General features: G+C 69.9%; 8 protein-coding genes. 6 read left to right on the top strand and 2 right to left on the bottom strand.

Going from position 1 to position 12,843, the window contains the following annotated elements; genetic code table 11:
* On the bottom strand, window positions 1-975 hold the full coding sequence (locus AC5W54_RS12420; protein ID WP_495962408.1) for a LysR family transcriptional regulator: 975 nt from the start codon (window positions 973-975) through the stop codon (window positions 1-3).
* 347 nt (window positions 976-1,322) lie between these two features.
* Here AC5W54_RS12420 and AC5W54_RS12415 point away from each other — a divergent pair, with 347 nt between their 5' ends.
* The 4 genes from AC5W54_RS12415 (at window position 1,323) to aroQ (ending at window position 7,885) form a co-directional block, all read left to right on the top strand.
* Window positions 1,323-2,465, top strand: a complete 1,143-nt coding sequence (locus tag AC5W54_RS12415) for an efflux RND transporter periplasmic adaptor subunit (RefSeq protein ID WP_495962407.1) — start codon at window positions 1,323-1,325, stop codon at window positions 2,463-2,465.
* A gap of 87 nt (window positions 2,466-2,552) precedes the next feature.
* Window positions 2,553-5,726: an efflux RND transporter permease subunit gene (locus AC5W54_RS12410; RefSeq protein ID WP_495962406.1), complete on the top strand. Its 3,174-nt coding sequence runs from the start codon at window positions 2,553-2,555 to the stop codon at window positions 5,724-5,726.
* A complete protein-coding gene (locus AC5W54_RS12405; RefSeq protein WP_495962405.1) occupies window positions 5,719-7,158 on the top strand; it encodes an efflux transporter outer membrane subunit in 1,440 nt (479 codons plus the stop codon). The genes AC5W54_RS12410 and AC5W54_RS12405 overlap by 8 nt, the downstream gene beginning before the upstream one ends.
* 121 nt (window positions 7,159-7,279) lie before the next feature.
* On the top strand, window positions 7,280-7,885 hold the full coding sequence (gene aroQ, locus AC5W54_RS12400; protein WP_495962404.1) for a gamma subclass chorismate mutase AroQ: 606 nt from the start codon (window positions 7,280-7,282) through the stop codon (window positions 7,883-7,885).
* Window positions 7,886-7,974: 89 nt separating this feature from the next.
* Here aroQ and AC5W54_RS12395 read toward each other — a convergent pair whose 3' ends face one another.
* Window positions 7,975-8,448 carry a GNAT family N-acetyltransferase gene (locus tag AC5W54_RS12395; RefSeq protein ID WP_495962403.1) on the bottom strand — a complete coding sequence of 158 codons (474 nt, stop codon included), beginning with the start codon at window positions 8,446-8,448 and terminating at the stop codon, window positions 7,975-7,977.
* Between the two features lie 83 nt (window positions 8,449-8,531).
* Here AC5W54_RS12395 and pdxR point away from each other — a divergent pair, with 83 nt between their 5' ends.
* Window positions 8,532-10,052, top strand: coding sequence for a MocR-like pyridoxine biosynthesis transcription factor PdxR (pdxR, locus tag AC5W54_RS12390; protein WP_495962402.1), 1,521 nt, complete (start codon window positions 8,532-8,534; stop codon window positions 10,050-10,052).
* 111 nt (window positions 10,053-10,163) lie between these two features.
* Window positions 10,164-12,827, top strand: coding sequence for an insulinase family protein (locus AC5W54_RS12385; RefSeq protein ID WP_495962401.1), 2,664 nt, complete (start codon window positions 10,164-10,166; stop codon window positions 12,825-12,827).
* Window positions 12,828-12,843 lie beyond the last annotated feature (16 nt).

Raw genomic sequence — 12,843 nt, 5'->3', positions numbered from 1 at the left:
TCAGGCCGTCTCGTCGGCGGCCTCGACGGAGACCTCCTCGGTGTGAACCGGCGGCTGCCACAGTTCGGGGGGCGACAGGCTCTCGATCCGCATGCTCTCGACCACGAAGTCGACGAAGGTGCGCACCTTGGGCGAGATGAGTCGCCCGCCCGGAAAGACCGCGTTCAGCTCCACCTCGGGGCCTTCCCAGCCGTCCAGGATGCGCTTCAGCTGCCTCTCCTCCGGGCCCAGGCAGGCGACGATCTCGCTGGCCAGCATCACCCCCTGGCCCTCGACCAGCAGCCCGCGCAGCACGAAGGGGTCGTTGGCGATGGCGATGGGGTCGATCTCGACCTCCTCCCGGCGCGCTCCCTTGTGCAGCTGCCACAGATAGCGCTGGCCACGCTGGTCGGTGGACTTGGCCAGGGCCGGATGGAAGGCCAGCTCCGCCGGCTCCCGGGGCTCGCCATGGCGGGCGAGGTACTCCGCGCTGGCATAGACGAAGGAGCGAAAGCGGGCCAGGGGCCGCGCCACCATGCTGGAGTCCGGCAGGGGGCCAACCCGCAGCGCGACGTCGATCTGGTTGGCCACCAGGTCCAGGCGCTCGTTGGAGAGCACCAGTTCGATCCTGACCGCGGGATGCAACTTGCGGAAGTCCCGCACCAGGGTCGAGGTGAACTCGGTGCACATCGTGAAGGGGGCGGTAACGCGCAGCCAACCTCTCGGGCTCTCCTCGAGCTGATGGACGGCGCTCTCGGCTTCACCGAGATCCCGGACGATGCGATTGCAGTAGTCGTAATAGACGGCGCCGGCCTCGGTCAGGCTCAGGTTGCGAGTGGTGCGGTTCAGCAGCCGGGCCCCGAGGCGCCGCTCCAGGTCCTGCACCTTGCGGCTGACCGTCGTCTTTCCAAGGCGAAGTTGCTTGGCCGCCGAGATGAAACTGCCCTGTTCCACCACCTTGGCGAAGATCAAGGCGTCGTTGAGATCCTGCAACATTATCGTTGTCCCGTTCCGTGCCTGGAGTGTCAGGGGCCGAACAAGTAGCGCTGAACAAACAAGGGAGCGGTTGCACGGTGACTATCCCGTCAATGGGACAGTATTTCCCTGACGACCCGACTAATCAAGTTATCGATATGGCTTTATGGTGACGCACTGCATCGGATTGCCGGTTGTCGATTCCCCTCCTTATCAATCGACTGGATAGAGTCCACGGCAATTCAACTGCCAGGTCCGATGATCAAGCGGCGGGGTACTCCGCCATTCCGAGTCGATAGAGGTCACTCATGAACGTCCACAAGATGTTCCATCACTCGGGTCTCGTGAGAAGCGTCATGGTTACCGCCATGTTTTCGGGACTCGTATTCCTGACGGGCTGTGACGGTCAGGCAGACAGTGCGCAGCAGGCGCCGCCCCCACCCGAGGTCAGCGTGGCCGATGTGGTGGTCGAGGACGTGCGTTTCTGGGACGAGTTCACCGGTCGCATCGAGGCGGTGGAGACGGTGGAGCTGCGTCCGCGGGTGACGGGGTACATCGAGAGTATCCACTATACCGAGGGCCAGAGCGTCGAGGCGGGCGATGTGCTGTTCGTGATCGACCAGCGCCCCTACCGGGCCGAGCTGGCACGGGCCGAGGCCGATCTCGAGCGGGCGCGCGCCCGGGCCGAACTCGCCCGCAGCGAGGCCGCCAGGGCGGAGGCGCTCGCCCAGACCCGCGCCATTTCCCGGGAGGAACTGGACCAGCGCCGGGCGGCGGCGGCCCAGGCCGAGGCCGATATCCTGGCGGCGCGGGCGGCGGTCGACACGGCGAGCCTGCACATGGCGTTCACCGAGGTCCGCGCGCCCATCGCCGGGCGTACCGGCCGGGCCCTGGTGACCGTCGGCAACCTGGTCTCGGAGGCCACGCCGCTGACCAGCATCGTCTCCCTGGACAAGGTCCACGTGCATTTCTTCAGCGACGAGCAGACCTACCTGCAGTACGACGCCATGGCCCGCAACGGCGAGCGCACGAGTTCCCGCGACGAGCGCACGCCGGTACGCATCGGTCTGGCCACCGATGTGGGCTATCCCCACGAGGGCGAGGTGGACTTCGTCGACAACCGGCTGGACGCTGCGTCGGGAACGATCCTGACGCGCGCCGTGCTCGACAACGGCGACGGGCGTTTCGCGCCCGGCATGTTTGCCCGGGTGCAGTTGCTCGGCAGCGGCTCGGAGGACGCCATCCTGATCGACGACAAGGCGGTGCTCACCGACCAGGACCGCAAGTACGTCTACGTGGTCGACAACGAGGACCGGGCACAGCGCCGCGATGTGCGGCTCGGGCGCATGGCCGAGGGACTGCGGGTGGTGGCGTCCGGCCTCGAGCCCGGTGACCGGGTGGTCGTGCGCGGTGCCCAGCGGATCTTCTTCCCGGGGATGCCGGTGGCGGCCGAGAGCGTCGACATGCGCGGGCCGGCCGGCGCCGCCGAGGAGCTGGCCGCCACGCGCTGAGCGTCACGACTCCAGCGATCACCCTAACCCCTGAACGATGGCCCCGGGGCGGACGCCCTCTGTCCGCCCCGAGGAGGGAGTCCTGCCATGGATTTTGCGAAATTCTTCGTCGACCGCCCGATCTTCGCCGCGGTGCTGTCGATCCTGATCTTCATCGCCGGGGCGATCACCATCCCGCTGCTGCCGGTCAGCGAGTACCCCGACGTGGTGCCGCCTACCGTCCAGGTGCGGGCGGTCTATCCCGGCGCCAACCCCAAGGAGATCGCCGAGACGGTGGCCACGCCGCTGGAGGAGGCGATCACCGGGGTCCAGGACCTGATGTACATGAAGTCGGTGGCCGGTTCCGACGGGGTGCTGGCGATGACCCTGACCTTCCGCCCCGGTACCGATCCGGACGCGGCCCAGGTGCAGGTGCAGAACCGGGTCAGCCAGGCGCTGGCCCGGCTGCCCGAGGCGGTGCGGCGCCAGGGGGTGACCACCGACAAGCAGTCGCCCGACCTGACGATGGTGCCCCAGCTGACCTCGCCGGATGGCCGCTACGACAGCACCTATCTGCGCAACTACGCGGCGCTGCACGTGCGCGACGAGCTGGCGCGGCTGCCCGGCGTCGGCCAGGCGATGCTGTTCGGCGCCGGCGACTACGCCATGCGGGTGTGGATCGACCCCGACCGGGCCGCCGCGAGGGGGCTGACCGCCGGCGATATCCTGGCGGCGATCCGCGAGCAGAACGTGCAGGTCTCGGCGGGCCAGCTCGGTGCGCCGCCGACCCCCGCGTCATCGGACTTCCTGATCTCGATCAACGCTCAGGGGCGCCTGACCACCGAGGAGGAGTTCGGCGACATCATCGTCAAGACCGGCGGTGACGGCCAGATCACCTACCTCTCCGATGTCGCCCGGCTCGAGCTCGGTGCCGCCGAGTACTCGCTGCGCTCGCTGCTCGACAACGATCCGGCCGTGGCGATCGGCATCTTCCAGGCGCCGGGCTCGAACGCCATCGCGCTATCCGACGCGGTGCGCGAGAAGATGGAGGAGCTGGCCGAGCGCTTTCCCGAAGGGGTGGAACACGAGATTGTCTACGATCCGACGGTGTTCGTGCGCGACTCCATCGAGTCGGTGATCAAGACCCTGCTCGAGGCGGTGCTGCTGGTGGTGCTGGTGGTGACGCTGTTCCTGCAGACCTGGCGCGCCTCGATCATCCCGCTGCTGGCGGTGCCGGTGTCGATCGTGGGGACCTTCGCGGTGCTCTACCTGCTGGGGTTCTCGATCAATACCCTGACGCTGTTCGGCCTGGTGCTGGCGATCGGCATCGTGGTCGACGACGCCATCGTGGTGGTCGAGAACGTCGAGCGCAACATCGCCGAGGGGCTGGCGCCGCTGGCGGCGGCGCACCAGGCGATGCGCGAGGTGAGCGGGCCGATCATCGCCATCTCGGTGGTGCTGTGCGCGGTGTTCGTGCCCATGGCCTTCCTCGAGGGGGTCACCGGCCAGTTCTATCGCCAGTTCGCGGTGACCATCGCCATCTCCACGGTGATCTCGGCGATCAACTCGCTGTCGCTGTCGCCGGCGCTGGCGGCGCTGCTGCTCAAGCCCCACGATGCCCCCCGGGATCGTTTCTCGCGGCTCATCGACGTCCTCTTCGGCTGGTTGTTCCGCCCCTTCAACCGCTTCTTCCACGCCAGCTCCGAACGCTACCAGGGCGGGGTGGGGCGCAGCCTGCGCCGGCGTGGCGTGGTGTTCGGCGTCTACGTCGTGCTGCTGGCGGCCACCGGGCTGATGTTCCAGGCGGTGCCGGGCGGGTTCATCCCCACCCAGGACAAGATGTACCTGATCGGCGGCACCAAGCTGCCCGAGGGCGCGTCGCTGGATCGCACCGAGGCGGTGATCCGGCAGATGACCGAGATCGCCCTGGAGACGGAAGGGGTCGAGGCGGCCGTGGCGTTCCCGGGGCTCAACCCGCTGCAGTTCACCAACACGCCCAACTCCGGCACGGTGTTCTTCGGCCTGGAACCGTTCGGCGATCGCCAGCGCAGCGCCGAGGCGATCACCGCCGAGCTCAACGGCAAGTTCGCCGCCCTGCAGGAGGCCTTCACCTTCGCCTTCATGCCGCCGGCGATCCTCGGGCTCGGCTCCGGCTCGGGATTCTCGCTGTTCGTGCAGGACCGCGCCAACCTCGGCTACGGCGAGTTGCAGAACGCCGTCGACGGCCTCAGCGGTGCGCTGGCGCAGACGCCGGGCATGGGCTACCCGATCACTTCCTACCAGTCCAATGTGCCGCAGCTCGACCTGCACGTGGACCGGATCAAGGCCAAGGCCCAGGGGGTGCCGCTGACCGACCTGTTCGAGACCCTGCAGGTCTACCTGGGCTCGGCCTACGTCAACGACTTCAACCGCTTCGGCCGCACCTGGCAGGTGATCGCCCAGGCCGATGGCGGCTTCCGCCTGGACGTCGAGAACATCGATCGCCTGCGCACCCGCAACGTCAACGGCGAGATGGTGCCGATCGGCAGCATGATCCGCGTCAGCGAGACCTTCGGGCCGGATCCGGTGATCCGCTACAACGGCTACCCGGCCGCCGACCTGATGGGCGAGTCCGATCCGAGGGTTCTCTCGTCCAGCCAGGCGCTGGCGGTGGTCGAGGGCCTGGCGCCGTCGGTGTTGCCGGCCGGCATGACCTTCGAATGGAGTGATCTGAGCTACCAGCAGGTCAACCAGGGCGGCGCCGCCCTGGTGGTCTTCCCGCTGGCGATCCTGCTGGTGTTCCTGGCGCTGGCGGCGCTCTACGAGAGCTGGACCCTGCCGCTGGCGGTGATCCTGATCGTGCCGATGTGCATGCTCTCGGCGCTGATCGGGGTGAAGCTCACCGGCGGCGACAACAACATCTTCGTGCAGGTCGGCCTGGTGGTGCTGATCGGCCTGGCGTGCAAGAACGCCATCCTGATCGTCGAGTTCGCCCGCGAGCTGGAGCTGCAGGGCCGGGGCATCGTCGAGGCGGCGCTGGAGGCCTGCCGCCTGCGCCTGCGGCCGATCATCATGACCTCGATCACCTTCACCGCGGCGGTGGTGCCGCTGATGCTCGCCGGCGGGGCCGGCGCCGAGGTGCGCCAGGCGCTGGGCACCGCGGTGTTCGCCGGCATGCTCGGCGTCACCCTGTTCGGTCTCTTCCTGACCCCGGTGTTCTACGTCGCCCTGCGCAAGCTGGTGACGCGTGACCGCCCGGAGCCCGAGAGCTCCCTGCCGATGGAGGGCGAATACCGTGCGTAGCCTGTTGCTGATGCCCGTGCTGTTGGCGCTCACAGCTTGCGCCGTGGGCCCCGACTATCGAGCGCCGGCGTCACCGGCGCCCGAGACGCTGACGCGTGCCGACGAAGCGCTCTATTCCACAGACCCGGTCGAGGCCGAGTTCTGGCGGCGCTTCGAGGACCCCTTGCTGACGCAACTGGTGGAGGAGGCCCTGGCCGCCAACCACGACCTGCGTATCGGCCTGGCGCGCTACGACCGGAGCCGGGCCCTGCTGCGGCAATCCCGCCGCGACCTGGCGCCGACGGTCACCGCCGAGGGCGGTGTGGCGAATCAGCGCCTGAGCGCCGACCAGATGCCGGGCGTCTCACGCGCCGACCGCGATGGCGACAGCTTCGATGCCGGGGTATCGGCCTTCTGGGAGCTGGATCTCTTCGGCCGCGTGCGTCGCAGCGTCGAGGCCCAGCGCGCCGACGCCGAGGCCTCGGCCGCCGACCTGCATGCGCTGCAGGTGGTGGTGGTCGCCGAACTGGTGGACACCTACTTCCGGCTGCGCGGGCTGCAGGAGCAGCTGCGGGTCGCGCGGGCCAACGCCGACAACCAGCGCGAGTCGCTGGCGCTGGTGGACGCGCGCCTCGAGGCGGGCCGTGGCACCGAGTTCGACAGCGTGCGCGCCCGGGCCCAGCTGGAGAGCACGCTGTCGCGCCTTCCGGCCCTCGAGGGCGAGATCGCCGCCGCCACGCACCGCATCGCCGTGCTGGCGGGCCAGGAGCCCGGCGCCCTGGTCGCGGTGCTGGAGGCGCCGGCCGCCCCGCCGGCGCTGCCGGCCCGGGTGGCCACCGGCCTGCCCGGCGAGCTGCTGCGCCGACGCCCGGACATCGCCGCCGCCGAGCGCCGCCTGGAGGCCGCCAGCGCCCGCATCGGTGTGGCCACCGCCGACCTCTATCCGCGCTTCACCCTGAGCGGGCTGCTGGGGACCCAGGCGGCCAGCACCGGCGACCTGTTCGCTCGCGACAGCGAGACGCGGCTGATCGCGCTCGGCGTCGACTGGTCGTTCCTCGATACGGGGCGGGTCCGCGCCCGGATGGCCGCCGCCGATGCCGACGCCGATGCCAACCTGGCCCGTTACGAACAGACGGTCCTGGCGGCGCTCGAGGAGACCGAGACCGCGCTCGCCCGGTACGCCCAGGCGCTGCGCGAGCGCGAGCACCTGGTCGACGCCGCCGAGGCCAGCGGCGAGGCGGCGCGCCAGGCCCGGGTACGCTTCGAGGTAGGGGTCATCGACTTCCTGGAGGTCATCGACGCCGAGCGCTCGCGGCTCGAGGCCGAGGACAGCCTGGCGCGCAGCCATACCCGTTCCGCCACGGCCCTGGTCGGGCTCTACAAGGCGCTGGCCGGCGGCTGGGACGACGTCCCGGAGGGCAGGCGAATGAGTGTCGAGAGCGCCTCGCTCTGAGGCTGCGCTACGATAGTCTGCCGCCGGGAGATGCCCGGGAGCACCACCCGGGCGGCAGGAGGCCGGGTCGGTGATTTCTTGCCACAATGGCTCTGAATCCACTCGCAAGGGAGTTGCCCCGATGCCCCGTTACCGCCCAGGAACGCTTCCCTCGTTTTCCTATCCCCGGCATGCCTTCGCTCTACTCGTCCTGTTCCTCCTCGCCGGTTGCCAGATGCAGCCCCCGGAGCCGCCGGATGAGGACAAGGTGGCCATCGACCGGATGCTGGTGTTGATCGATGAACGACTCGACGTCGCGGAGGACGTGGCCAGGGCCAAGTGGAACTCCGGGGCCGCGATCAATGCCCCGGAGCGCGAGGCGCAGATCCTCGACCGGGTCGCGGAGGAAGCGAGCGAGGCGGGGGTCGACGAGGCCTTCGCCCGCGAGTTCTTCCAGAAGCAGTTCGACGCCAGCAAGCACATCCAGCGCCGCCTCCACCATCAATGGCTGCAGGAGGGGCGTTCGCCGTTCGCCAGTGCGCCGGACCTGGCCGAGGAGGTCCGGCCGGTGCTCGATCGCCAGACGCCGCAGCTCATCGACGCCCTGGGCGACATGCAGCGGATCGCCCGGGTCGAGGGCGCGGGCCGTTACCTGGAGGCGCGGGCCCGGGTGCTGGTCCAGGACGACTTCGATGGCGAGCCGCGCGCCGTGGCACTGGCACCGCTGATGGAACGCATGGCTCGCTAAGTCCTACTCCCGGGTCAGGCTGGAGAAGGCGGCGCCTCGCCCGCCCACCACCCGGTGGCCCACCGGCTGGCCGTAGGCATTCGTCTCCGTCATGAGCAGCTCTCCTCGAGGACCCGGTCGCCCACCGTCAGCCCATAGTGGTGGAACACCGTGTCGCGCTGCCAGCCCAGCGACTCGTACAGCCCCTGGGCGACCCGGTTCTCGGTCTGGGTGGCCAGCTTCAGATGCCTGACGCCGTTGGCCAGGGCCAGGTCGCGGGCGGCGGTCATCAGCGCCCGGCCGATACCGTGCTGGCGCGCCCGGGGGGCGACGAAGAGGTCGTTGAGCAGCCACAGTGGGGCCAGGCGCACGGTGGAGAACAGCGGGTAGAGCTGCACGAAGCCGAGCAGTTCGCCACCTTCATCCTCGTAGACCAGCAGGTGGGAATCGCCCAGGCCCAGGCGGTGTGCCAGGAAGTTCCGGGCACGGGCCGGGTCCGAAGGCTGGTCGTAGAACCCCCGGTAGCCGTCGAGCAGCTCACCGAGGGCTTCGATATCGCGCAGCTTGGCATGACGTACCGACATGGGAAGGTCCTCCTGAGGGGGTGACACCCGCTCAGTCTGGCGGCATATTGGTTCCTCGATTAGAACCAGTTTTGGGGAAATTCATGGGACCGGTTGTCGGTGACGCAGCAGACTGGGTCAGCGAGGCGCTGGGGCTCGAACTGGCCTGCCCGGCCTCGGCGCCGCTGGCGCAACGGCTTTACCAGACGCTGCGCCGCTGGGTGCAGGAAGGCCGACTGGTCAGCGGCCAGCGGCTACCGTCCTCGCGCCGCCTGGCACGTGAATTGAGCCTGGGTCGCAACACCGTGCTGGCGGCCATCGACCAGTTGATCGCCGAAGGTTTCCTGGAGAGCCGCCCCGGTGCCGGTACCTTCGTGGCGGAGGTGACGTTCGAGCCCATGGCCAGCCTGTCTGGCGAGGCGAGTTCGCCGTTGGGTCAGGCCGAAGCGGGCGAGGCCGTGCTGTCGTCGCGAGGCTTGCAGCTTCTCGACTTCTGCGCCAGCCTGGACGACCGCTTCGGCGCCTTCGCACCCGGTGTGCCGGCGCTCGATCGTTTTCCCCACGAGACCTGGCAGCGACTGTTGCGACGCCACCTGCATGCGACGCCCACCCAGTGGCTGGATTATCAGGCTCAGGGCGGCGTGCCGGCGCTGCGCGAGGCGCTGTGCGACTATCTGCGGCTGTCGCGCTCGGTGTGTTGTCGCCCCGAGCAGATCCTGATCGTTCAGGGGGCCCAGCAGGGGTTCGAGCTGCTGGCACGGATGCTCGGTGATGTCGGCGACCGGGTGTGGGTCGAGGAACCCGGCTACCACGGGGCCCAGGCCTGTTTCAGTGCGGCCGGTTTCGAGTTGGAACCGGTGCCGGTGGATGATGAGGGCATGAGCATTCCGGGCGTGCCCGTCGGCGGCGACTCGCCCCGCCTGATCCATGTCACGCCCTCTCATCAATATCCCGGCGGCGTCACGATGAGCCTGGCGCGGCGGCTGGCGCTGCTCGAGGTCGCCGAGCGTCACCGCGCCTGGATCGTCGAGGACGACTACGACAGCGAGTTCCGCTATGGCCAGCGGCCCATCGCCGCCCTGCAGGGGCTGGTCGACGGGGCCCGGGTGATCTATGTCGGGACCTTCAGCAAGGTGCTCTATCCGGGGCTGCGGCTGGGCTATCTGGTGCTGCCCGAGCCCTTGGTGGTGCCGTTCCGGCGGGCCAATGCACGCCTGCATCGCGAGGGACAGTATCCGGTGCAGGCGGCGCTGGCCGAGTTCATCGCCCAGGGACACTTCTCGCGCCATGTGCGGCGCATGCGTGACTGCTATCGCCGGCGACAGGCACGGCTGCGCGAGGCCCTGGCGCCGGCGGTGGCGCGAGGCCTGAGGCTCTCCGAGGGCCAGGCCGGCATGCACCTGGTGGCCTGGCTCGACGACCTGGAAACCGAGCGGACGCTGGTCGCCAGGGCCGCCGGGCAGGGCGTCACGCTCTCGCCGCTGTCATGCTATTACCTGCGCGAACCGGGGCGCCCCGGTCTGGTGCTGGGCTATGCCGGCGCCAGCGAAGACGAGATCGAGCGTGCCGGACGCTGGCTGGCGCGCGAATGGGCAGCGGTCACCGGCGAGCGATCCTGCCGCTGAACGGGCTCCTGCCCCGGTTCGAGCACTGCCCGGGGCTGTGGTACCGTTGACGGTAGCGACAGCGTCGGCCGATCGCCTGCCGCCCGTTCCCCATCGCCCGGAACCGCCCCGATGATCCATACGCCTCCCGGCGATCGTCGCCAGTGCCGATCGCTCACCCTGCCCAACGGCCTGAGGGTCCTGCTGCTCTGCGATCCTGACGCCGACCAGGCGGGGGCTGCCATGAGCGTCGGCGCCGGTAGCGGCGATGAACCGCCCGATTGCGCGGGGCTGGCCCACCTGCTGGAGCACATGCTGTTCCTGGGCACGGAAAGGTACCCGGTACCGGAAGACTTCCCGGCCTATGTCCAGGGGCATGGCGGGCGCTACAACGCCACGACGGAGCTCGATCAGACTCGCTACTTCTTCGAGATCCCGCCGGCCCGGCTCGATGGCGCCCTGGATCGCTTCGCCCAGTTCTTCATCGCCCCACGCCTGACCGAATCGGCCATTGCGCAGGAGCGCGAGGTGATCGACGCGGAGTACCGGGCACGGCGAGGGGACGACGAGCAGCGCATTCTGGGCGTCATCAAGCAGGTGCTCGCTCCGGCGCATCCCGCCAGCCGCTTTCTCGCCGGCAACCGGGACACCCTGGGGGCGGCACCCGAGTCGCTGCGCCGGGCCCTGATGGCCTTCCGGCAGCGCCATTACACGGCCGCCAACCTGTGGCTGGCGGTCGTCGGGACCGAGCCGCTGGACACCCTGGAGCGGCAGGTGCGTCGCTGTTTCGCCGATATCCCGCCCGGGACGATGCCGGCGCCGGCGGCCCATCCGCCCCTGCTGCCGCCGGGAAGCCTCCCCCTGAGACTGGCGCTGCAGCCGGCGCATCGCTGCCACGAGCTGCGCCTGTGCTTTCCGGTGCCCGCCCTGCGGCCGGACGACTACCTGCAACCCTGGGCGTACCTGGGGCAGCTGCTGGCGTTCCGTGGCCCCGGCAGCCTGTACGGCCAGCTCATGGATCGGGGCTGGCTCACGGACATCGACGGCTCGGTGCTGCTGGATACCCGGCCCCAGGCCCTGTTCCAGATCCGCTTGCGCCTCACGCCCGACGGCATGGACCACACCGCGGCGATCACGGCGGCGGTGTTCGCCTGCCTGCGGCGAATCGAGGCGGACGGCATCGCCGCCTGGCGCCACCGGGAACGGCAGGCGCTGGCCGAACAGCGCTTTCGGCTCGCCGCGACGACGTCCACCCTGGAGTTCGTCAAGTCGCTGGCCGACCAGCTCCACCGCTATCCCGTCGCGGAAGCGCTGCGCGGCCCCTATCGGCTGGATGCGTGCCAGCCCCGGGTGATCCGCGATTGCCTGGCCCACCTGACCCCGGACAACCTGCTGGCGCTGACGGTCGACCCGGCGGTTCGGGGCGATCGCACGAGCCCCTGGTTCCCGGCGCCCTATCGGGTCGCGGCGGCGCCCGAACCCGGGGCCACCCGATGGGACGGGGCGCTCGATTTCACGCTGCCACCCCCCAACCCCTTCATCATGGCGATACCCGATGCCAAGCCGGAGGGCTCGAGCGCCCCCGTGCCCCGCCTGCTGCGCGACAGCGGGCGGAGCCGGGTCTGGCATCAGCCGCTCGCCCGGGCCCCGGGGGGGCGCACCGCGATCTACCTGAACCTGGTGGCCGCCTGCCCCACGCACACCTTGAACGCCACCGTCCTGACGGCGCTGCTGATCGCCTGGCTGGAGCGGGAGCTGGCCGCCGAGTGGCAGCAGGCACGGGCCGCCGGCCTGGAGGTGACGCTGAGCCGCCATCACCAGGGCATCACGCTGACGGGCAGCGGCTTTCCCGAGCAGCTCGACAGGCTGCTGCAACGCCTGTCGAGCTGCCTGTCCCGAACCCGGATCACCGCGGAGCGCTTCGACCAGGCCCGGCGGGGACTGCAGGTGCGCTGGGAGGCGCAGCAGCACGACCCTGCCTTTCGCCGCCTGCTGCGGCTGCCCGAGGCACGGCTGGGCTACGGCTTCGATGACGAGGAGCGGCTGGCCGGGCTGGCCACGGTGCGACGCGAGCGGTTGCAGGCGTTTCGGCATGAACTGCTGCACGGCGTGGGGATCGACTGCCTGATGGCGGGGCCGCTGGATGGGGCCCAGGCGCAGCGGCTGGCCGATGTGCTGGAAGCGCGCCTGCTGGCCGGCGAGTCGTCAGCGGTGGTACGCCGCCGGCCGCCCATCGTGCCGCTGCAGGCGGGCCAGGCCTACCACTATGGGCTCGCGGCGTCGGACCCCGACAGTGCGGTGGCCCTGTACCTGCCGGGGTCCGACGCCTCGCCGTGGCAGGAGGCCCGCTATCGTCTGCTGGCCGCGCTGCTCCACGATGCCTTCTTTCACCGGCTGCGCATCGAACAGCAGCTCGGCTATGTGGTGCTGGCCCGCTACCTGCCCCTGCACGACCGCCCGGGGCTGATCCTGCTGGTGCAGTCGCCGTCGCTCTCGGTGGACGAGCTGCAGGAGCAGATACGCCACTTCCTGACGGCGCCCGACGCCCCCCTCCCCACGCTCGACCCCGAGCGCTTCGCCCACTACCGCGACGGCCTGCTGCAGACCCTGCAGGCGCAGCAGCGCCAGCCCGTTCAGCAGGCGGCGCAGTTCTGGGCCGGCCTGGCCGCGGGCGACGCCGATGTCCAGCGGCCCCGACAACTGCTGCAGGCCGTCGCCGACCTGACCCTCGAGGAGCTGCAGCGCTTCTACCAGGCCCGGCTGCTGCCCTCACCCTGGGTGTGGCTGCATACCTGATGGCATGCGTTGCCGT

Source organism: Halomonas sp. LMYGS-3 (genome assembly GCF_059509875.1).
This window is presented reverse-complemented; position numbering and strand designations above follow the sequence as displayed.

Coding starts and splice junctions, on each gene's coding strand:
- AC5W54_RS12420 (WP_495962408.1), bottom strand. CDS start 975: ATGTTGCAGGATCTCAACGACGCCTTGATCTTCGCCAAGGTGGTGGAA.
- AC5W54_RS12415 (WP_495962407.1), top strand. CDS start 1,323: ATGTTTTCGGGACTCGTATTCCTGACGGGCTGTGACGGTCAGGCAGAC.
- AC5W54_RS12410 (WP_495962406.1), top strand. CDS start 2,553: ATGGATTTTGCGAAATTCTTCGTCGACCGCCCGATCTTCGCCGCGGTG.
- aroQ (WP_495962404.1), top strand. CDS start 7,280: ATGCCCCGTTACCGCCCAGGAACGCTTCCCTCGTTTTCCTATCCCCGG.
- AC5W54_RS12395 (WP_495962403.1), bottom strand. CDS start 8,448: ATGTCGGTACGTCATGCCAAGCTGCGCGATATCGAAGCCCTCGGTGAG.
- pdxR (WP_495962402.1), top strand. CDS start 8,532: ATGGGACCGGTTGTCGGTGACGCAGCAGACTGGGTCAGCGAGGCGCTG.
- AC5W54_RS12385 (WP_495962401.1), top strand. CDS start 10,164: ATGATCCATACGCCTCCCGGCGATCGTCGCCAGTGCCGATCGCTCACC.